General features: G+C 73.9%; 19 protein-coding genes. 15 read left to right on the plus strand and 4 right to left on the minus strand.

Going from position 1 to position 20,603, the window contains the following annotated elements:
* Nucleotides 1-164 precede the first annotated feature (164 nt).
* Together ACZ6N8_RS20700 and ACZ6N8_RS20705 are read left to right on the plus strand one after the other, a co-directional pair.
* Complete coding sequence (locus ACZ6N8_RS20700) at nt 165-503, plus strand: hypothetical protein (RefSeq protein ID WP_466011988.1); 339 nt, start codon at nt 165-167, stop codon at nt 501-503.
* Nucleotides 500-904: a hypothetical protein gene (locus ACZ6N8_RS20705; protein WP_466011990.1), complete on the plus strand. Its 405-nt coding sequence runs from the start codon at nt 500-502 to the stop codon at nt 902-904. The genes ACZ6N8_RS20700 and ACZ6N8_RS20705 overlap by 4 nt, the downstream gene beginning before the upstream one ends.
* Nucleotides 905-954: 50 nt before the next feature.
* Here the strand turns inward: ACZ6N8_RS20705 and ACZ6N8_RS20710 are convergent, their stop codons facing one another.
* From ACZ6N8_RS20710 to ACZ6N8_RS20720, 3 genes are all read right to left on the minus strand, one after another.
* The gene (locus ACZ6N8_RS20710; protein WP_357984410.1) at nt 955-1,779 is read right to left on the minus strand and encodes an ABC transporter permease; all 825 of its coding nucleotides are present in this window, start codon (nt 1,777-1,779) and stop codon (nt 955-957) included.
* The gene (locus ACZ6N8_RS20715) at nt 1,776-2,711 is read right to left on the minus strand and encodes an ABC transporter ATP-binding protein (protein WP_466011992.1); all 936 of its coding nucleotides are present in this window, start codon (nt 2,709-2,711) and stop codon (nt 1,776-1,778) included. Before ACZ6N8_RS20715 ends, ACZ6N8_RS20710 begins: the two co-directional genes overlap by 4 nt.
* A 142-nt stretch (nt 2,712-2,853) precedes the next feature.
* Nucleotides 2,854-3,501: a hypothetical protein gene (locus tag ACZ6N8_RS20720; RefSeq protein WP_466011994.1), complete on the minus strand. Its 648-nt coding sequence runs from the start codon at nt 3,499-3,501 to the stop codon at nt 2,854-2,856.
* Nucleotides 3,502-3,652: 151 nt separating this feature from the next.
* Between ACZ6N8_RS20720 and ACZ6N8_RS20725 the strand changes: the two genes are divergently transcribed.
* From ACZ6N8_RS20725 to ACZ6N8_RS20765, 9 genes are all read left to right on the plus strand, one after another.
* Nucleotides 3,653-4,459, plus strand: coding sequence for a GNAT family N-acetyltransferase (locus ACZ6N8_RS20725; protein ID WP_466011996.1), 807 nt, complete (start codon nt 3,653-3,655; stop codon nt 4,457-4,459).
* Entirely contained in the window at nt 4,456-5,388 is a 933-nt protein-coding gene (locus ACZ6N8_RS20730; protein WP_466011997.1) for a lysophospholipid acyltransferase family protein, read from the plus strand. Before ACZ6N8_RS20725 ends, ACZ6N8_RS20730 begins: the two co-directional genes overlap by 4 nt.
* A gap of 310 nt (nt 5,389-5,698) precedes the next feature.
* The gene (locus ACZ6N8_RS20735; RefSeq protein WP_466011999.1) at nt 5,699-6,523 is read left to right on the plus strand and encodes a DUF4097 family beta strand repeat-containing protein; all 825 of its coding nucleotides are present in this window, start codon (nt 5,699-5,701) and stop codon (nt 6,521-6,523) included.
* On the plus strand, nt 6,520-7,131 hold the full coding sequence (locus ACZ6N8_RS20740) for a PadR family transcriptional regulator (RefSeq protein ID WP_466012001.1): 612 nt from the start codon (nt 6,520-6,522) through the stop codon (nt 7,129-7,131). Before ACZ6N8_RS20735 ends, ACZ6N8_RS20740 begins: the two co-directional genes overlap by 4 nt.
* 80 nt (nt 7,132-7,211) lie before the next feature.
* Nucleotides 7,212-7,913 (plus strand): response regulator transcription factor, encoded by a 702-nt coding sequence (locus ACZ6N8_RS20745; protein WP_030336721.1) that lies wholly within the window; start codon nt 7,212-7,214, stop codon nt 7,911-7,913.
* Complete coding sequence (locus ACZ6N8_RS20750) at nt 7,910-9,466, plus strand: sensor histidine kinase (protein ID WP_466012002.1); 1,557 nt, start codon at nt 7,910-7,912, stop codon at nt 9,464-9,466. The genes ACZ6N8_RS20745 and ACZ6N8_RS20750 overlap by 4 nt, the downstream gene beginning before the upstream one ends.
* A 62-nt stretch (nt 9,467-9,528) precedes the next feature.
* Complete coding sequence (locus ACZ6N8_RS20755) at nt 9,529-11,079, plus strand: S1C family serine protease (protein ID WP_466012004.1); 1,551 nt, start codon at nt 9,529-9,531, stop codon at nt 11,077-11,079.
* A 171-nt stretch (nt 11,080-11,250) separates the two neighbouring features.
* Nucleotides 11,251-11,910, plus strand: a complete 660-nt coding sequence (locus ACZ6N8_RS20760; protein ID WP_466012006.1) for a BON domain-containing protein — start codon at nt 11,251-11,253, stop codon at nt 11,908-11,910.
* A 158-nt stretch (nt 11,911-12,068) separates the two neighbouring features.
* Nucleotides 12,069-13,124 (plus strand): glycosyltransferase family 4 protein, encoded by a 1,056-nt coding sequence (locus tag ACZ6N8_RS20765; RefSeq protein WP_466012176.1) that lies wholly within the window; start codon nt 12,069-12,071, stop codon nt 13,122-13,124.
* A gap of 22 nt (nt 13,125-13,146) precedes the next feature.
* Here ACZ6N8_RS20765 and ACZ6N8_RS20770 read toward each other — a convergent pair whose 3' ends face one another.
* Entirely contained in the window at nt 13,147-14,583 is a 1,437-nt protein-coding gene (locus ACZ6N8_RS20770; protein ID WP_466012008.1) for a serine/threonine-protein kinase, read from the minus strand.
* Between the two features lie 144 nt (nt 14,584-14,727).
* Between ACZ6N8_RS20770 and ACZ6N8_RS20775 the strand changes: the two genes are divergently transcribed.
* The 4 genes from ACZ6N8_RS20775 to ACZ6N8_RS20790 all read left to right on the plus strand — a co-directional run bounded on the left by ACZ6N8_RS20775 (nt 14,728) and on the right by ACZ6N8_RS20790 (nt 20,587).
* Nucleotides 14,728-15,561: a patatin-like phospholipase family protein gene (locus ACZ6N8_RS20775; protein ID WP_364374065.1), complete on the plus strand. Its 834-nt coding sequence runs from the start codon at nt 14,728-14,730 to the stop codon at nt 15,559-15,561.
* Nucleotides 15,561-16,565: a 1-acyl-sn-glycerol-3-phosphate acyltransferase gene (locus ACZ6N8_RS20780; RefSeq protein WP_466012010.1), complete on the plus strand. Its 1,005-nt coding sequence runs from the start codon at nt 15,561-15,563 to the stop codon at nt 16,563-16,565. Before ACZ6N8_RS20775 ends, ACZ6N8_RS20780 begins: the two co-directional genes overlap by 1 nt.
* Nucleotides 16,566-16,648: 83 nt before the next feature.
* On the plus strand, nt 16,649-16,969 hold the full coding sequence (gene cutA / locus ACZ6N8_RS20785) for a divalent-cation tolerance protein CutA (RefSeq protein WP_139587248.1): 321 nt from the start codon (nt 16,649-16,651) through the stop codon (nt 16,967-16,969).
* Between the two features lie 48 nt (nt 16,970-17,017).
* Complete coding sequence (locus ACZ6N8_RS20790) at nt 17,018-20,587, plus strand: SCO7613 C-terminal domain-containing membrane protein (protein WP_466012012.1); 3,570 nt, start codon at nt 17,018-17,020, stop codon at nt 20,585-20,587.
* The last annotated feature ends 16 nt before the right edge of the window (nt 20,588-20,603 follow it).

Here is a 20,603-nt window from a genome sequence, read left to right on the forward strand (position 1 = left end):
TACGCCGTACGGATCCCGCAGGCATTTCCGCCTCGGTCGGGTGGCCGGTTTCACAGAAGATGCCAGAAGTTCGGCAACCCCTGCGTCCACCGGCGGTGACTGCTATGGCCAACTGAGTACGGGTACCGATGTCCGGGGAGCGGTGGCCCACGAGGATCGGCCGCATGGATCACATCGGGGTACGGGGGCGCTACGGCCGGAGCATGGCGGTGGCGTCCGGTTGGTACGTGACTGTCGGCGCGGCCGTGGCGGTGGGTCTGGCGAGCGTGCCCAGCCCGCCGTCGACGGACTGCTCGGCCTGGTTCAGTTGCCTGTCGCCGGGGGAGTCCCTGGCGCTGATCATGCTGGTGTGGGGTGGGCCGGTGCTCGCCGGGCTGCTCGTCGTGACGGCGCTGGTGACGGCGCTGCTGGTGCGCCTGGTCCCCTCGGCGGTGCTCGCCGGCACCCTGTCCGCGCTGGTCACCGTCACGATCTGCGCCGCCGTGTACGCGGGGCGCTCGTGAAGCGGCTCGGCCTCGGCGGCCTCTTCTTCGTCTGGTTGTACGGGGTGCCGTTCCTGCTCCTGGTGGGCCTGATCCGGCGAACCGCCAAGCCGTACGCGCCGACCCGGGAGGCGGCGGAGGCGTTCGGCGCGACCACCGACGCTCTGCTGATCGTCGGTCTCCTGCTCAACGCGCTCCCGTTGATCGGCCTGCTCTTCGCCGGGCTGGCCGAGGACGAGGGCTGGCACCGGCACTTCCGCTGGGCGATCGGCGGGATGGTGCTGCTCTACCTGCTTGTCGTCCTCGTCGGCCGGATGGCCACCGGCGTCCTGATCGGCCACACTCCCGCCGACGACGGGCCCGCCCCGGCGATCACGCAGTGCATACCGCGCAGCGGCGGCCACGGCTGCCCGGGCGGCTGACCGACGGGCCGTTGCGGGGTGGCGGCCGTGCCGCCGCCACCCCGGTTCGGTCAGGAGATGTCGCGCCGGCGCATCAGCAGGGTGCCGACCACACCGGTGACCACCGCGTACCCGATCAGCACGGCGGCGCCCGCCCAGCGCGGCGGGTTGCCGGGGATGTCCGCCCCGGTGACCATCAGCGACGAGGCGAGCGACGGCACCAGCAGTTGCAGGTTGTTGATCCAGTCGCCCCACCTGTCGGCCAGGATCGCGATGACGAAGATGGCACCGATCGAGCCACCCAGGTAGAGCAGGATGCCTGTCACCGTCGCGCCGATCTGGCTGCGGATCAGCACGCCGATGCCGACGCCGAACACCGCCCAGAGCAGGTACGCGAGCAGGTTCAACCCGATCGCCCGCCAGGCCGCGTCGTTGCCCAGTTGCGAGTCCACCCCTACCGCGTTCAGCACCGCCGATCCGGCGACCAGGTTGAGCGCGGTGGTGACCAGCCAGAACAGCAGCGCCAGCACGCCGGCCGCGACCAGCTTGGCGACCATCACCGCGGTGCGGTGCGGGCTGGTGAGGAAGGTCGTGGTGACCGTCTGGTGGAAGAACTCGCTTGTCACCACGATGATGCCGAGCAGCATCACGATCAGCAGGCCGAAGAACTGCCCGGTGGTGAACAGGTTGGACGACAGCGCGTCCGGGCTGGCCGCCGCCTCGAACTGGGCGGCCTGCTCGGCCGTCACCTCGCCGATGTTGTTGCTGGTGAGGGCGTCGGCCTGCAACCAGTTGATGAGCAGGGTGAGCGCCCACAGGGGCAGCGTGATGAGCGCGAAGATCCACCAGGTGTTCGTCGTACGGATCTTGAGCAGCTCGGATCGGACGAGGTTCATCGGATGCCCGCCTTTCCGGCCGTCAGCTCCAGGAAGACCCGTTCCAGGTCGGGCCTTTCGGTGGTCAGTTCGTGCAGCTCCACACCGGCGGCCAGGGCGGCCCGGCCGATCGCCGGGGCGTCCACCCCGCTGACCAGCAGGACGCCGTGCTCGTCGGTGTCGACCGTCGCCGACTGCGCCTTCAGCGCGGTGGTCAGCGCCTCGGCCTGCGGGGTGCGGACCCGGACCCGGGCGCCCTGCGCCATCGACCCGAGCACCTGCTCGACCGGACCCTGCCGGACCAACTGCCCGGCCGCGATGATCACCACGTCGTCGGCGAGCAACTGCATCTCCGACAGCAGGTGGCTGGAGACCAGCACGGTGCGGCCCTCGTGGGCGAGGTTCTTGAGGAACCCACGCATCCACCTGATGCCCTCCGGGTCCAACCCGTTGGCCGGCTCGTCGAGGATCAGCACGCGGGGGTCACCGAGCATCGCGGCGGCGATACCGAGCCGCTGCTTCATGCCCAGCGAGTAACCCTTGAACTTGCGCTTCGCCGCCGGGGTCAACCCGACCAGCTCCAGCGCCGCGTCGGCCCGCTCCTTCGGCAGCCCGGCCGCCGCGCAGATCACCCGCAGGTGGTTGATGCCGGTACGACCCTTGTGCGCGCTGGACGCCTCCAGGATCGCGCCGACGTGCCGCAGCGGGTCGGTGAGGTCGGCGTACCGGTGGCCGCTGATGGTGGCCGTACCGGCCGTGGGCGTGACCAGGTTCAGCAGCATCCGCAGCGTGGTGGTCTTGCCGGCGCCGTTCGGGCCGAGGAAGCCGGTCACCCGTCCCGGCGCCACGGTGAAGGACAGGTTGTTCACCGCCCGGACGTTCTTGTACTGCTTCGTCAGACCGGACACCACGATCTGACCGTCGCTGGTGGGGCTTCGCTGCCCGTCAGTCATCGTTCTCCTCCCGTGTGTGGCGTCGAGGTACGCCGTGGCACAGCGTGACGGTCCCGAGCAACAAGGTCAATCAGGCTCGGTCCGTACGGCGTGGTCCACCTCGGGGCGGAGGCACCTCATCCCCGCGGACGACGGCGAGGGGTCAGCGGGCGATCCAGGTGGCCCGGGCCGCGCCGAGCAGCGTGCCGTCCGGCCCGTACAGGCTGGTGTGCACCGACGCCTTGCGGCCGTCGACGCCGATCAACGCGCCGGTCACCACGCACTCGTCGCCGGGCGCGGGCCGCGCCGTGACCACTGCGGCGATCCGGCCCAGCAGGTACGGGCGGCCCGGCGCGAGCACCGTCCAGCCGCCGGGGCAGTCCAGGGCCGCCCAGACCGTGGCGTCGCCGATCTCGTCGGGTGCGCGGAACGGCGCGGCGGTCCGGCCGTCCGGGAGCCGGCCCGGGAAGATCCGCAGCCCGTCGGCCCGGTCCGGTCCGCAGACGTAGCAGCCGGGAAACGGATGCTCGACCAGGCCGGGATAGCCGGTCGCGGCGAGGCGCGCGGTGTCCAGGTCCACCGGGGGTACGACGGCGTCGACGGCCGCCACCTGTCGTACCTCGGCCACCAGTTCGCCGGCCGGGTCGCGGACCTCGCCGCCGGTGAGGCTCAGTTCGGTGTCCAGCGGCGGTGGCCGGCGCAACGTCACCTCGACCGGTCCGGTGCCGCCGGCCGCCGCGGCGAAGACTCCCGCGCTCCAGCCGCCGTTGCCGGAGCCGGGAGGCCCGTTGTAGCGGGACCCGATGAGCATCGTCGACCTCCGGTGGGGTGTTGCGGCGCCGTCGCCGGTTCGTCCCGCAGCCTCGCACGACCACCTGTGGGACGCATCTGCCGGCCGGCGTTCACCCTGCCGACACCGGTGGTGCCCGTGGATGGCAACCCGGGGCACCTACACAGATCCCATGGCCGTTCTGCATGCCGCTGGCGCACCCCTGACGACCAGCGGATACACCCTGCTGATCGCCGACGACCCCACCCAGGTCGCGGCCGCGCAACGCCTGCGCCACGAGGTGTTCGCCACCGAGTTGGGCGCCACCCTCAGACCCGGCGGGGCCGGGTTGGACGTGGATCCCTTCGACGCCCACTGCGACCACCTCATCGTCCGCGAGGACAGCACCGGCGCGGTGGTCGGCACGTACCGGCTGCTGCCGCCCGGACGCACCGACAGGCGGTACGCCGAGGACGAGTTCGACCTCGGCGCGCTCGACCCGCTCCGCGACGACCTGGTCGAGGCGGGACGGTCCTGCGTACACCCGGACCACCGTTCGGGCGCGGTCATCAACCTGATGTGGTCCGGCATCACCAGGTACCTGCACCTGCGCGGCTCCCGCTGGCTTGGCGGCTGCGCCTCGGTGCCGGTGGCCGACGGCGGTCGGACGGTCGCCGGGGTGTGGGCGCAGGCGCAGGCCCGGCACCTGTCGCCACCGCCGCTGCGGGTCCGCCCGCTGCGCCCCTGGTTCGCCGAGCCGGCCGCCGTCGCCGACCCCGCCGCCGCCGTCGTCGCCGCTGACCCCGCCGAGCCCGCCGACCCGGCCGGACGGGTGGTGGTGCCGCCGCTGCTGCGCGGCTACCTGCGGCTCGGCGCGTGGATCTGCGGCGAGCCGTCGTACGACCCGGACTTCGGGTGCGCGGATTTCTACGTGCTCTTCTCGCTGGACCGGATGAACCCGCGCTACCTGCGGCACTTCCTCGGCGGGGTGCAGAGGTGACCGCCGTGTCGTACGACCTGTGGCGGCCTGTTTCCGGGTGTGACGAGGGGTGCCTGCCGACAGCCGGCGAGGTGCCCGCCGTGCCTGTGGTCCGCCGGGTTCTCCGGCTGGTCGCGGCGACCGGCATGCTGCTGACCGGTGTGGGCCTGGCGGTGCTGCTGCCCGTACTCCCGGTTTGGGAGCGGCAGGCGGCGGTGCGTGGCTGGGCCCGGGGCACGGCGCGGGCGTTCGGCGTCCGCCTGGTGGTCCGGGGCCGCCTGCCCCGGCGGCGCGCGCTGCTGGTCGCCAACCACGTGTCGTGGCTGGACATCCTCGCCGTGCTGGCGGTGGCGCCGACCCGGATGGTGGCGAAGCGGGAGGTCCGTTCCTGGCCGGTGGTCGGCGTGCTGGCCGCCGCGGTGGGCACGGTCTTCGTGGACCGGACCCGGCCGCGGGAACTGCCGGCCACCGTGCGCCGGCTCGCCGACGCGCTGCGGGCCGGTCGGTCGGTGGCGGTCTTCCCGGAGGGTACGACCTGGTGTGCGGGGGAGGGCGACTGCCGCCCCGGTGGGGGGTTCCGCCCCGCGATGTTCCAGGCGGCGATCGACTCGGGCAGCCCGGTGGTGCCGTTGCGGTTGGGCTACCGGTGCGCGGCCACCGGCTCGTCGACCACCGCCGCGGCCTTTGTGGGCGCGGACACCCTGCTGCGTTCGGTGGCCCGGGTGGTGGCCGCACGGGACCTGGTGGTCTCGGTGACGATCGCCGCCGCACTGCACCCGGCCCGCGACGCCGACCGGCGGTTGCTGGCCCGGGCCGCCGAGTCGGCCGTACACCTGGTGCCGTCGGGGACCGACGCGACGCGGACCCGGCGGCGTCAGGTGCCCACCGCGACCCCTGCCGTCCGCGTGCCGGTACCGGCCGCAGGGAGCGAGCTGGGTCTGGCGGCCTGAGGAAGCCGGCCGGGCCCGCCGCCCGCGCCCGCCGCCCGCGCCCGCCGCCCGCGCCCGCCGCCCGCGCCCGCCGCCCGCGCCCGCCGCCCGCGCCCGCCGCCCGCGCCCGCGCCCGCCGCGCGCGGAGCAGGATCCCGCGCATGATCCGGGATGCTGCTGTTTCCGCGCCTCTGAGGCAGCAACGTCGAGGAAGTTGTGCGGATCGTGGCGCGGGGCGCGACGACACGCGACAGTCTTGTGCTATCGCGATGTATCGCGTTAGTGTCGTCCTCGTCGGGCGTGCGTCGGCGCGCCGTCGAGGGAGGACGCCATGGCCGGATGGACTGTCGAGAGCCCGCAGCGGCTCACCCTGGAGGGCCCGGTCACCCGACTGGACGTCCGACTGCTGAGCGGACGCCTCAACGTGGTCGCCGCCGACGGCCCGACCCGGGTCGACATCACCCACGTCGCCCGCCGGCCGGTGCTGGTCGACCACTCCGACGGCCGGCTCAGCATCCGCCAGGAACGGGGCCGGAGCTGGTCGGACGCGCTGCGCTGGCTCCGGTCGCTGCACCGCTACCCACGGGTGGACGTCTCCCTCGCCGTGCCCGCCGACGTCCTCGCCGACCTCGGCCTGGGGGCCGGCGCGGTGGTCGTCTCCGGTCTGCGCCGGCAGACCACAGTCGACATCGCCGCCGGTCAGATCACCCTCATGGGCCTGCGGGGTACCACCTCCGCGAAGATCACCTCAGGGCCGGTGGAGGCGCTCGGCGTACGCGGCGACCTCACCCTGGAAACCGTCTCCGGAGAGGTGATCATCGCCGACAGCGCCGCCGACCGGGTCCGGGCGCAGACCGTCTCCGGCGCCATCACCTGCGATTTCGACAACCCCCGACGCAGCGAAATCCGGCTCACCACCATCTCCGGCAGCATCACCGTCCGGGTCCGCGAGGACAGCGACCTCGCCGTCCGGCTGAACACCGCCTCCGGCCGGATCACCAGCGGGTTCCCGCAGGTGCGGGGCTCGACGTTCCCGCTGCCGAACAGCGAGGGGGTGCTCGGCGACGGCGAAGGTAAACTCTGGGCCTCCGCGACCTCGGGCAGCATCGCCCTGCTCGCCCGAGCGGTCGACGACGAATCCGAGGAGCTGCCGTGACCGCCGTGTTCAGCCACGGACGGCTCCGGCTCTACCTGCTCAAGCTCCTCGACGACGGCCCCAAGCACGGCTACGAGCTGATCCGCCTGCTGGAGGACCGCTTCCTCGGGCTCTACGCGCCAAGCGCCGGCACCATCTACCCCCGACTGCAACGGCTGGAGGCCGAGGGCCTCGTCAGCCACACCGCGGCAGGCGGCCGCAAGACGTACGACATCACCGACGCCGGCCGTGCCGAGCTGCGCCAGCGGGCCGACGAGCTGACCGCGTTGGAGGCCGACATCGCCGCCTCCGTGGCGGACCTCTCCACCCTGGCGGGCGAGATCCGCAGCGAGGTACGCGGCTCGGTACGCGACCTCAAGCGGGAACTGAGCGAGGCGACCCGGCAGACCCGGCGCGCCCGGTGGGACGCGCCCCCGCCACCGCCCCGGCCGACGTCGACCGGCGGGCCGCGTACCGCCCTGCTCGACGAGCTCGACCAGCGGCTGGCCGCGTTCACCGTCGAGGTCGGTCGGCTGGCACGGGCCCGGCAGTTCAGCGACACCCAGCTACGGACGGCGATCCGTCTGCTCGACGGCGCGTTGGACGGTTTGCGCCGACTTCTGCGCTGACCGACACGCCAGCGACGACTCACAGGGTTTTTCCAGGAAGCGTCCAGCGCCGGCGCAGTGAGGTCACCCATGATGGGGCCATGCCCGCTACCCAGACCGAGGCGCGACTTCTCGTCGTCGAGGACGACCCCAACATCCTCGAACTCCTCTCCGCGAGCCTGCGGTTCGCGGGCTTCGACGTGGCCACCGCGACAAGCGGCAGCGCGGCCCTGAACGCCGCCAAGGACCACAGGCCCGACCTCGTCGTGCTCGACGTGATGCTGCCCGACCTCGACGGCTTCGAGGTCATCCGGATGCTCCGCGAGGGCGGTACGCGTACCCCTGTGGTCTTCCTGACCGCGCGGGACGCCACCGACGACAAGATCCGTGGGTTGACCCTGGGCGGCGACGACTACGTCACCAAGCCGTTCAGCCTGGAGGAGCTGACCGCCCGGATCCGCGCCGTGCTGCGCCGCACCACCACCGGCGAGCAGGCCCCCTCCCGACTCACCTTCGCCGACCTGGAGCTGGACGAGGAGACCCACGAGGTGCACCGGGCCGGCCAGCGCGTGCAGCTCTCGCCCACCGAATTCAAGCTGCTGCGCTACCTGATGCTCAACGCCAACCGGGTGCTGTCCAAGGCGCAGATCCTCGACCACGTCTGGAACTACGACTTCCGTGGTGACGACAACATCGTCGAGTCCTACATCTCGTACCTGCGGCGCAAGGTCGACACCACCCAACCCCGGCTGATCCACACCCTCCGTGGTGTGGGATACGTGCTGCGCAAGCCGGCGGCGTGAACCCGGTCCAGCAGGCCAAGGGGCGGGTCCGCAGCGTGCCGCTGCGGGTGAAGCTGGTCACCTCGGTGCTCGCGCTTGTCGCCGTGGCCCTGCTGGTGATCAGTTCGCTGACCGCCTACTTCCTGCGCAACTACCTCCAGGGCCAGGTGGACGGGCAGATCAGGTCCACCGCCCAGGGCCTGGGTCAGCTACTCCCGAAGCTGCGCAGCGGGGAGGTCAACGCCATGCTGCCCAGCGACTACGTCGTGTCGCTCGCCGACGAGCAGCAGGTCTACCGGGCGATCTACGACAACATCACCCTCGATCCCGAGCAGCTGCCCACCTTCCCCAGCAACCGGGACGGCTTCGAGGACCTGGAGGGGGAGCCGCGGACCGTCGTGTCCCACGACGGCCTGACCCGGTGGCGGGTCTACTACGCGGCCCAGCCGGACGGGTCGGTGCTGGCCGTGGGCCAGCCGCTGACCGAGGTGGACCGGGCGGTGAAGCAGCTCGTCTGGATAGACCTCCTGGTGGGTGGCGCGGTGCTGATCATGTTGGCGTCGATCGGGGCGGCGATCGTCCGGACCAGCCTCAAACCGCTCGTCGAGATCGAGCGGACCGCCGCCGCGATCGCCGGCGGTGATCTGACCCGCCGGGTGCCCGACCCGGAGCAGGGCCAGGAACATCCCACCTCCGAGCTGGGCCGGCTCTCCCGCGCGCTGAACGCGATGCTCACCCAGATCGAGGCGGCGTTCACCGCCAGAGCCGCGTCGGAGACCGCGGCGCGGTGGGCGGAGAGCGCTGCCCGGGACGCCGCCGCCGCGGCCCAGGCGTCCGAGGCGCGGGCCCGGCGCTCGGAGGAGCGGATGCGGCAGTTCGTGGCGGACGCGTCGCACGAGCTGCGGACCCCGCTGACCACGATCCGGGGCTTCGCGGAGCTGTACCGGCAGGGTGCCGCGCGGGCGCCCGAGGAGACCGCCGGCCTGCTCCGCCGTATCGAGGACGAGGCGTCCCGGATGGGGCTGCTGGTGGAGGATCTGCTGCTGCTCGCCCGGCTGGACCGGGAGCGGCCGCTCTCCCTCGCCCCGGTGGAGCTGCCGGTGCTCGCCTCCGACGCGGTGGACGCCGCCCGGGCGATGGCCCCGGACCGACAGATCGACCTGGAGATCGAGCCCGGATCGGGACCGCTCGTCGTCCTGGCCGACGACGCGCGGCTGCGTCAGGTCATCGGCAACCTGGTGACCAACGCGCTCACCCACACCCCGACGGACGCCAGGATCAGCCTGCGGCTGCGCGCCGAGGAGGGGAACCTCGCCGTGGTGGAGGTGGCCGACACCGGTCAGGGCCTCTCCCCGGAGCAGGCCGAACGGGTCTTCGAGCGGTTCTACCGGGCCGACGCGGCACGGACCCGCCGGGCCGACGGCAACACCGGCACCGGGCTCGGCCTGGCCATCGTCGCGGCTCTGGTGGCCGCCCACCACGGCTCAGTCGAGGTGGCCGAGACGCCCGGCGGCGGGGCCACCTTCCGGGTCCGGCTGCCCCTGCTGCCGATCGCCGACGACGCCGGCGAGTGACTTTCAGCCAACTTCCAGGACGGTTCCAGCTTGATCGCAGTGCCCGGGGAGAAGGTAGTGGCATGACCGAGTTCGAGTCCGACCCGCAGCGCCGGCCGGCCCCCACCGACGCCGAGCCGTCGCACCCCACCGCCGAGCTGCCGCGCGACGAGCGCGCGCAGTCCGACTCCCCGACCACTCCCGTACCGGTCGTCCCCACCACAGGTGACGCGGCGACCACCGCCGCGCCTGCCGGCGCCACCGGGCACGACGCGCCGACCACCGCGTACGCCGGCCAGCCGGCCGCCGGGCAGCAGCCGACCGGGTACGAGCCGCCGACCGCGGCCACCCCGTCCGCGCCGCCCTATCCGGTCTCCGGCCACCCGACGCCCGGCCAGTACGGCTACCCGCAGCCGACGGCTCCCGGCGCCCCCTGGTACGCGGGTCAGCAGCAGCAGTCCGGCTGGGCCGGCGGGGGCCAGCCGGGTGCCGCCTACCCGCACCAGCAGCACGCGCACCAGCCGGGTCAGCCGGTCCCGCCGTGGGGTCCGCCTGTCGCACCGCCCGGCAGTGGCCCCCGGCCGAGCCGCATCGCGAAGTTCGCCGGCGCGGGTGTCGCCGTGTTCGCCCTGATGCTCGGGTCCGGCGTCGCCGGCGGGGCGCTCGCGCTCGCCCTCGACGGCGACGGCGGAGGCGTCACCCGCACCTACTCGGCGGCCCCCGTTCTCAACAGCGCGGACCTGCCGAAGATCGCCGCGTCCGTGCAGGACAGCGTCGTCTCGATCACCACCGACAGCGGTGAGGGTTCCGGGGTGGTGCTCAGCACCGACGGGTACGTGCTCACCAACAACCACGTGGTCGCCTCCGCCTCCGGCAACACGGTGCGGGTGGTCTTCGCCGACGGCAAGAGCGCCGAGGCGAAGATCGTCGGCACCGACCCGAAGACCGACCTGGCCGTGGTGAAGGCCAACGGGGTGAGCGACCTCAAGGCGGCCAAGTTCGGCGACAGCGACGCCATGCAGGTCGGCGACCAGGTGCTCGCCCTGGGCAGCCCGCTGGGTCTGCAGGGCTCGGTGACCGCGGGCATCCTCAGCGCCCGCGACCGCACCATCCGGGCCGGCGAGGGCCAGCCGGACCCGAGCCAGCAGGGCCAGGCCGTCAGCTCCATCTCCGGCCTGCTCCAGACCGACGCGCCGATCAACCCCGGCAACTCCGGTGGCGCTCTGGTCAACACCCGTGGCGAGGTGATCGGCGTCAACACCGCCATCGCCACCTCCGGGCAGAGCACCGGCAACATCGGCGTCGGGTTCGCCATCCCCAGCAACAAGGCCAAGGACGTCGCGGGCAAGCTCCAGCGCGGCGAGAAGGTCAGCCACCCGTCGCTCGGGGTGGGCGTCAACCAGGCCGAGGGCGGCGGCGCTCTCGTCGCGTCGGTCACCGCGGGCAGTCCCGCCGAGAAGGCCGGCCTCCAGCGGGGCGACGTCGTCACCCGCTTCGGCGACAAGGCGATAAACGACTCCGACGATCTGGTCGGCGCGGTGCAGGCCGGCAAGGTCGGCGACCGGGTCGAGGTGCAGTACAAGCGAAACGGTGTCGAGAAGACGGCAACCGTGACGCTCGCCGAGACGTCGTAACACCAGAAACCTGCTCCCTCCCTCCGGCGGCGGGTGGCGGGGCCAAGGGGGTTGGCTCCGTCACCCGCCGCTTCCTCTCACTCCGACGGCGGTTCACCCGATCCGGGTGAACCGCCGTCACCCGTATGCCCGGCAGGTTCGCCAGGACGAGCCGAAACGGGGGTGGGACCGGTGAATGCCGACGACGACCAGCGGATCCAGCGCGACGTCCTGGCCGAGCTGGCGTGGGATGCGCGGCTGCAACCGAACGAGATCGGCGTGACCGTCGACCAGGGCGTGGTCACCCTGCACGGGTTCGTGGACGGCGTCGCCCGGCGGTGGGCGGCGGCCCGCTGCGCGCAGCGGGTACGCGGGGTGCGGGCGGTGGCCGACGAGATCGAGGTACGGCTGGCGGGCACGCCGGGGCGTACCGACGCCGAGATCGCCCTCGCGGCCTCCCGGGCGTTGGAGTGGGACAGCTTCGTGCCCGCCGAGCGGCTGGCGGTGACCGTCGCCAACGGCTGGCTGATGCTGCGCGGCGAGGTGGAGTTCGGCTGGCAGCGCCGTGCCGCCGAGGGGGAGTTGACCCGACTGGACGGGGTGCGGGGCATCACCAACCTCGTCGAGGTGCGCCCGCCGGCGCCGCCCGCCGGCGATCGGCTGCGGCACGACGTTCAGCGTGCGCTGCTGCGCACGATCGGCGCGGACCGGGTGACGGTCGAGGTGGACGGCGACACGCTTGTCCTCGCGGGGGTGGTCCGTTCGTGGTGGGAACGCGACCAGGTCCAGCGGGTGGCCTGGTCCGCGCCGGGAGTACGGGTCGTCCACGACCAACTCCTGGTCGGCGGGTGAGCGTCCGTCTTGTCCGGTTTACCCGCGACTCCACGGGGAAACCGCCGCGGACCGCGCCGACCGGCGGCGACACCGGAACCGGACCAATCGGGGGAGGATCCGTGGCCGTGAACCACCCGCCCGCCGACCGCTCGGGAGAGCGGTCGTTGCGCATCGCGATGGTGGTCCCGCCCTGGCTGTCCGTGCCGCCGCCCGGCTACGGCGGGTTGGAGCAGGTCGTCGCCGTCCTGGTGGACGCGCTGACCGCGCACGGGCACGCGGTGACCCTGTTCGGCGCCGGCGGTCAGCACGGCACGTCAGCCGGCGGTTTCGTCTCCACAGTCCCTGACGTCCAGTACGAGCGGCTCGGCGAATCGTTGCCGGAGCTGGCGCACCTGGCCCGGGTGAACCGACTGATCACCGCCGCCGACTTCGACGTGATCCACGACCACACCACAATCGGTCCGCTGGTCGCCGGCCGCCGGGCCGTCCCGACTGTCGCGACAGTGCACGGCAACCCCGTGGGGGAGTACGGCGACGTGCTCGGTGACGCTGATCGGGGCGTCGGCCTGGTGGCCATCTCGCACGCGCAGCGCGGCCTGAACCCCGCCCTGCCCTGGGCCGGCACTGTGCACAACGCGCTGGACATCCGAGGCTTCCCCCGCAAGACCGAGCCCGGCCCCGGGCCGGTGCTGTGGCTCGCGCGGTTCAGCCCGGACAAGGGCCCGGACGTCGCCGTCCGGGCGTGCCGCGAAGCCGGGCTGCCGTTGCTGCTGGCCGGCAAGTGCAACGAGCCCGCCGAGCGGCGCTACTTCGAGCAGGTCGTCGAGCCGCTCATCGACGACGACGTGACAGTCGTTCTCAACGCCGACCGGGCGCAGACCCTGCGGATGCTCCTCGACGCCCGCTGCCTGATCATGCCGATCCAGTGGGAGGAGCCGTTCGGCATGGTGATGCTGGAGGCGATGGCGACCGGGACCCCGGTGGTCGCCCTGAACCGGGGCGCGGTGCCGGAGCTGGTCCGGCCCGGCGTGACCGGGCTGGTGTGCGAGACCCCTGACGACCTTCCGGCGGCATTGCGGGCGGCAGCGCAGCTCGACCCGCAGGACTGCGTGGCGCACGTCGCGGAGAACTTCTCGGTCGAACGGATGGCGTACGGCTACGAGGACGTCTACCGCCGCTTCGCCGCCGACCGGTACGACATCCGCGAACCGGCCCGCGTGTCGGCCCGCTGACCCGCCGAGGTGTGGCCCGGGGTCAGACGCCAACCGCACCCAGCTCGCTGATGGCGACGTCGAGCCGCTGCGCGTACGCCGGGCTGATGCCGCCCTCGCCGAGGCGGATCGCGACCTTCTCCCGCAGCCGGGCCACCGGCGGCGCCAGCTGGTCCCGGCCGGAGCCGACCGCGACTGTCAGGTTCCGCAGCTCGTTGCGCAGGTCGAGGCCGACATCGGAGCGGATCTCCCCGGCGTTCAGCCCGTCGCCGATCAGCCGATCCACACGGTTGGCGGCCTCGATCAGGGTGCCGGGCTCGGAGGTGGTCGAGCGGACGCTCGGCGGTGCGGACGGTGACGGGGTCGCGGGCCGGGACGACTCGACGGCCGGCGGGCCGGACGACGGGGGCGCGACGGGACCGGTCGACGGCTGCGTCCGGGGTGTCGAGCGCCCGTCTGGCAGCAGGGCCACGCCGGCCAGTGCCACGCCGACCGCGAGGAGCGCCGGAACCAGCAGCGGCGCCAGCCGGCGACGGGAGCGCGCCGGGGACGGTGTCGCCTCCTCGGCTGGGGCTTGCGTCGCCGTGGGCCCGGGAACCGGTTCGAGTGGCATGGCCAGGGTGGACACCGGGGCGGGCCGCTCGGCCGGCAGCAGTTGGTCGCGCAGGGTGGTGGCGACCTGCCGCGCGGTCGGCCGGCCCGCCGGGTCGCGGGACAGGCAGCGCAGGCAGATCCGGGCCACCGCCGGGGGTAGCTCCGGCAGGTCGGCGAGGGTCGGCGCCGGGCCGTCGGCCAGCGCGGCGCTGAGCTGCTCCCAGGTGTCCGCCGGGTACGGGACCCGACCGGTGAGCGCCTCGTGCAGCAGGACGCCGAGCGAGTACACGTCGCTTGCCGGTTGGGCGGGGGCGCCGTCGAGCCGTTCCGGGGCCACGTAGGCGGGGGTGCCGAAGGTGCCGCCGTCCTCGTCCTCGTCCGGGGCGCCGATCCGGGTGGCGATACCGAAGTCGAGCACCTTGACGCCCGTCGCGGTCATCATCACGTTGGCCGGGGTGATGTCGCGGTGCACGATGCCGAGCCGGTGCGCGGCTGCCAGCGCGTCGGCGATCTGCGCGCCGACCTCGACCGCCTCGGCCCACGGCAGCGGCCCCTCGGTGAGCCGCAGCTCCAACTCCTCGCCGCTGAGCAGCTCCATCACCACGAAGGAGGTGATCGAGCCGTCCGGGTCGACAGTCTCGCCGTAGTCGTGCACCGACGTGACGTGCGGGTGCACCAACTGGGCGGCGGCGCGGGCCTCCTCGCGCACCATGTCGCGGAAGCGGGCGTCGGCCGCCAACGACGGGGCGAGCACCTTGAGGGCCACGACCCGGTCCAGCACCTCGTCGCGGGCACGCCAGATGACCGACATGCCGCCGGCGCCGATCTGGTCGACAAGCCGGTACCTGCGGGCCAGTAACCGGCCCGGGTGCAGCGCTGCCTTCACGGATCGCACCTGCCTCGGGGTGGGAGCGGTATCAGGTTGCGCGAATGTGTCCGGCCTGTCAACGGCGTCCTGCCGGCCGTCGCCGGGCGGTGCCCGCTCTGCGCCGAATGCCGGTGGCGGCGGGCGCGTGCCAGGATGAGAGACATGGCGGGGGGACCTGTGGCGTTCGTGCTCGGCGGCGGGGGAGTCCTCGGCGCGGTCGAGGTGGGCATGCTGCGTGCCCTGTTCCGCGCCGGCATCAAACCCGACCTGGTGCTCGGCACCTCCATCGGCGCGGTGAACGGCGCGCTGGTGGCCGCCGACCCGACGGAGGCGGTGACCGACCGGCTGGTCCGGCTCTGGGCGTCGCCGGAGGCCAGCGAGGTGTACGGCGATTCCGTCGCCCGGCAGTTGCGCCGCTTCGCCGCCCGTACCCACCTGCACTCGCCGAGACCCCTGCGCCGGCTGCTCGAATCCGAGTTGGGCGTCGACACGACGTTCGCCGACCTGCGGGTGCCGTTCCGTTGCTGCGCCGCGCACATCGAGCGGGCCGCCGAGCACTGGTTCGACAGCGGGCCGGTGGTGCCGGCGGTGCTGGCGTCGGCGTCGGTGCCGGGGCTGCTCCCACCCATGGAGATCGATGGTGCGCACTACGTCGACGGCGGCATCGTCAACTCCATCCCGATCGGCGAGGCGGTGGCCGCCGGCGCCGGCCGGATCTTCGTCCTCCAGGTGGGCCGGATCGAACGTGAGCTGACCCCGCCCCGGCGGCCCTGGGAGATCGCCCAGGTGGCGTTCGAGATATCCCGCCGGCACCGCTTCTTCCGGGAGATGGCCGCGCTGCCCGAGGGGGTGGAGGTGCACGTCCTGCCGACCGGCGGGCTGAACCCGCGCGACGACACCCCGTGGGCGTACCGGGACATGGCGGCCGTGGGCCGGCGGATCAGCCGGGCGTACACCGCCTCGCGCCGCTACCTCGCCACCCACGTGGAACGCTGATGCCGCTGCCCCCCAGGTGGCTCCGCCGGTTGCTGATCGCTCCCGCCGTGGTGCTGCTGGCGTTCGTCGTGGTCACCACGCTGCCGGTCTGGGCGTTGCTCGCCGCCGCCGTCTCACCGCTGGTCCCGGGCCGGTTCCGGCCGTTGCGGGTGCTCTGGATCGGCTGCGTCTACCTGGTGTGGGACGCCGCCGCGCTGCTCGCGCTGTTCGTGCTCTGGGTTGTCTCCGGCTGTGGCTGGCGGACCCGGTCGCCGGCCTTCCAGCGGGCGCACTACGTGCTGGCCGGCTGGTTCCTGCGGGTGCTGTTCTGGCAGGCACGGTGGGCGTTGCGGCTCAGCATCGACGTGGTGGGCACCGACCCGGACACCGCGCTGCCCGGCCGGCCGGAGGTGGTGCTCTGCCGGCACGCCGGGCCGGGCGACTCGTTCATCCTGATCCACGGGCTGGTCAACTGGTTCCACCGGGAGCCGCGCATCGTGCTCAAGGACAGCCTGCAGTGGGACCCGGCTATCGACGTGCTGCTCAACAGGCTGCCCAGCCGGTTCATCGCGCCGACACCGGAGCGCGGCGAGGAGACGGTACGCCAGGTGGGGCACCTCGCCGACGGCCTGGACGACAACGACGCGTTCGTGATCTTCCCGGAGGGCGGCAACTTCACGCCCAAGCGGCGACTGCGTGCCATCGCCCGACTGCGTTCGCTCGGCCTGGAACGGATGGCGCTGCGTGCCGAACGGATGCGCCATGTGCTCGCCCCGCAGCCCGGCGGGATGCTCGCCGCGCTCGACGCCGCCCCGGACGCCGGGGTCATCTTCGTCGCGCACACCGGCCTGGACCGGATGCTCACCGTCGCCGACGTGTGGCGCGAACTGCCGATGGACAAGCGGATCGTGATGCGGTTCTGGTCGGTGCCTCCGGAGGACGTCCCGACCGGCAGGCAGGAACGCATCGACTGGCTCTATGACTGGTGGGCGCAGATCGACGCGTGGATCGCGGCCAACCGGTGAGCGCGAGGAGTGTAGCGAAGCGGAGCCCCGCAGTCGCGAACGAAAAGCGGGCTCAGCGGAACGGTGCCGCGTAGGGTGCGGTCGTGGACCAGATCTGCGTGGTGACGACTGTGGTGGATGCGCGTTCGGTCGCCGACGTGCTGGCGGCCGCGGCCGTCGCGGGGCGGCTCGCCGCCTGCGCTCAGGTCGGCGGTCAGGTGGACAGCACCTACTGGTGGCGTTCCGGTGTGGAGACCAGCACCGAATGGTCGGTGCAGTTCAAGACCGCCCCGGACCGGCTCTCCGCATTGGTCGACCAGATCCGGGTCAGCCATCCGTACGAGGTGCCGGAGATCCTGGTGTCCAGGGTGGAGAGTGGCGACCCCGGCTACGCGACCTGGGTACACGAGCACACCCGACCATGAGTACGCGCACTCTGGGCGGCGAACCTGTGGTGTTTCGATGATGTGCGGGTGGACGACACCCGCTATCCCTGCCCCGCCTGCGGCGCCCCGGCTGACCTGAGCGCCGGCTGCGCCGGTTGCCGCCGCCCGCCTGACCCGGTCGCCGCCGAGGTGGTGCGGCTGGGTCGGGAGGTGGCCCAGCTTGAGCCGCGGGTGGAGCAGGCCCGTCGGACGTACGCCGAGCTGGCCGGCCGGTTGGCGGCCACCTCGCGCCGGCGGGCCGAGCTGGCGGCGGTCGTCCGCGCCGGGGTCGCGGCGTCCGTCGTCGGGCCGGTGCCGCGAAGCGTTCCGGTGTCGACGGTCGGGAGGGAGCCGGCGCCGGGGGCGGCGGAGGCTTCGACGCGGACGATCCAGGGTCTGCTCTTCGTCCTCGGTGGACTCCTGCTGGGCACTGCGGCGGTGGTGTTCACTGCCGTCGCGTGGGCGTCTGTCGGGGTCGGTGGCCGGGCCCTGATCCTGGCGGCGTTCACCGCGCTCGCGCTGGCCGTCCCGCTGCTGGCGGTCCGTCGGGGGTTGCGCGGGACGGCGGAGACGTTCGCCGCGGTGGGGCTGCTGCTGGTGGTGCTTGACGGTTACGCGGCCTGGTCGGTGGACCTGGCCGGGGTGGCAGGTTGGCCGGGTAGCCGGTACGCCGCGCTGGTCGGGGGGGCCAGCGCGGCGGTCGCCGTGGCGTACGGGCGGTTCAGTGGGTTGGCCGGGCCGTGGTTCGCGGGGCTGCTGGGCGTGCAGCCGGTGCTGCCGTTGCTCGCCGCCGAGGCGCGGCCCGACGCCGGTGGGTGGGCGTTGGTCCTGCTCGGGGTGGCGCTGCTGGATCTGGCCGTGGTGGTGGCCCTGCGTGGCCGGCCGGGGACGGTGCCGTTGGCCGGCCGGGTGGTTGCCGGCGTCGGGCACGTCGTGGCGCTCGCCTGCGCCGCCGCCTGCGCCCTGGTGCCGCTGCTGATCGGCCGTTCGGCGGGCACCCCGCTGCTGGCGGGGGCGCCGCTGCTGCTTGTCGCGTTGGCCGCGCTCGGCGCGACCCGGGTGGTCGGCGGGCCGGTGCTGCGTGCGCTGGCCGCCGGCTTGCTGGTGCCGGTGCTGGCCGTCGCGGTGCTGCGTCCGGTGGCCGAGTTGCGGCCGGCACTGCTGCTGATCGCGGCGGCGGTGGTGGCCGTCGTCCTGGTGGGTGCGGTGCGACTGTTGCCGACGTCGATCCGGTCGGAGGGGGCCGGATCGACAACGGACGGGTCGGTGGCGGCCGGATCGGAGACAGCCGGGTCGGCGGTTGTTCGGGGCGGCGGCTTGTGGACCGGCCCGCGTGTGGGGGCGCTGCTGGTCGCGGCGGGAACCGCGCAGATTGCCGCGCTGATCACCGTCGTGCTTGCGGTCGCCGCCGTCGGCCGGTCGCTGCCGCCGTGGGACGGGGCCGGGACCGGACCCGACCTGGACTGGGGCTGGCAGGTGGCGCCTGCCCTCGCGCTGGCGTTCGCGGCGACGGCGCTGCTGGTACCCCGCCGGGCGTGGGAGCTGCTGGCCACGGTCGGCGCGGTGGCGGTGCTGCTCGCCGTGCCCGCCGGTTGGCCCGCCTCCTGGTCGGCCGTGCTGACAGTGGACCTGCTCGGTGGGGCCGCGTTGCTGCTCGCCGTGCTGGCCCGTCCGATGGCACGACCGGGCACGCTGTCCAGCCGGGCCCTGGGTGGCACGGTCCTGCTCGGGCACGGACTGCTGGTGGCTCTGGCCGATCCGGTGGGTGCCCTCGTGGCGCTCGGCGTCCTGGTCGCTGTCGGTCTGGCACTCACGGTGCGGCGGGCGTCCGGGCCGTACCGCCTGGTGGCCGGCGGAGGCCTCCTTGTCGCGCAGCTCGCGCTGCCCGGGATCGCCGCGCTGGCGGCGTTCGTCGCGGGCGCGCAGCCCTGGTGGCAGGTCCGGCTCGCGTTGGCCGCCGCCGTGCTGCCGCTGGTCGCGGTCCTCGCGGCACGTCGCCACCGGGCGGAGCTGGCCGGGTACGCGGTGACCGGCGCGGTGGCCGCGGTGGCCGTGTCCGGCCTCGCGCCGCTGGTGGCGGCGGGTGACGAACCGATCGCGCTGTACGCGGCCCTGGCGGCGTTGGGCCTGGCGCTCGTGGCACACCGCGACCGGCCGGCGGTCGGGGGGACGCCGCTGGTCGGGGGGACGCCGGCGGGTAGCCGGCCGGGCGTGCTGGTGGTGGCGGGCGGTCTGCTGGCGGCGGTGGCGGTGCTGGCGACCCTGCCCGCGGTGCTGAACGCGCTCGCGTCGCCGTACGTCAGCGGGGGCCCGGTCTGGTCGGGTGCGCCGGCCGCCGTGGCGGACCCGGCGGGGTATCCCGCCGGGCTGGCGCTCGTCGCGTTGGCGGTGGCCGTGGTGCTGGCTGGTCGACGGGGTCGCCCGCCGCTGCTGGCCGCGCTGCCGTTCGCCGCTGCCGCGCTGCCGGTGCTGCTCGTCGCGGCCGGTGCGCCCTGGCCGGTGATGCCGGGTGCCGTGCTGCTCGCCGGTGTGGCCGCGCTGCTGTTCGCCGCGCTCGCCGCGCCGCGTCCGGCTCTCGCGCCGACCGCCGTACCCGTGGGGGTGGTGTTGGTCGCCGTCGGCGTGGTGTGGCTGCTCGCCACGCGGGCCGGCACGCTCGCCGCCGAGGGGGTCTTGTTGGTGGCGGCGGTGGTCGTCGCCGTGGGGGCGCGGGCTGTCGGGACGCGGGTCGCGGGGTGCCTCGCCACGGTGGGGGCGGCGTGCGCGCTGGCGGTGACCGCACCGCTCGCCGGCGGGCAGCCGCTGCGCGCGGCGGCGTACCCGCTGCTGGCGGTGGCCGCGCTGGTCCTGGCTGTCGCGGCCGTGACCAGCTCGTCCGGCGCTGTCGCGGCCGGCCCGTCGCCGGTCGAGGCGGTCAGCCCGTCGCGGCCGGTCGAGGTGCTGGCGGCGCGGGCACTGCTCGGGCGGGTGCTGGACGCCGCCGCGCAGGCGGTGGCGCTGGTGGCGGCAGTGCTCACCGTCGAGGTGGCGCGGCACCTCGCGACCGTCTGCGTGCTCTGGGGTGTCGCCGTGGCGCTGCGGCTGCTGCGCCGTGGCGAGCCGGCCGGACGCCGGTGGGCGTTCGCGGGCATCGCCGCCGGCAGTGAACTGCTCGGGGCGTGGGTGTTGCTGGCTGCCGGCGGGGTGACGGTGCTGGAGGCGTACACCCTGCCGGCCGCGGCGCTGGCCCTCGGCGCGGGTTTGCTGGCGTTGCGGACCAGGCCGAAGCTGACCAGCTGGCCGGCCCTCGGCCCGGGGCTCGTCGCGGCGCTGCTGCCGAGCCTGGTGTCGGTGCTGAGCGGGCCGGATCCGCAGCCGTGGCGACGGCTGCTGCTCGGCGCGGCGGCGCTGGTGGTGGTGCTGGCCGGTGCGGTCCGCCGCTGGCAGGCGCCAGTCGTGCTCGGCGGTGGCGTGCTGACCCTGCTCGCGCTGCACGAGTTGGCGCGCGGATGGGACCTGCTGCCCCGGTGGATCTACCTGGCTGTCGGAGGGCTGGCGCTGGTCGGGCTCGCCGCCACCTACGAGCGCCGCCGCCGCGACCTGGCCCGGCTGCGGGCCGCCGTGACGAGGCTCGGCTGAGGCGGGGGGTAGGGCT

This window comes from Micromonospora sp. NPDC047521 (assembly GCF_055587305.1).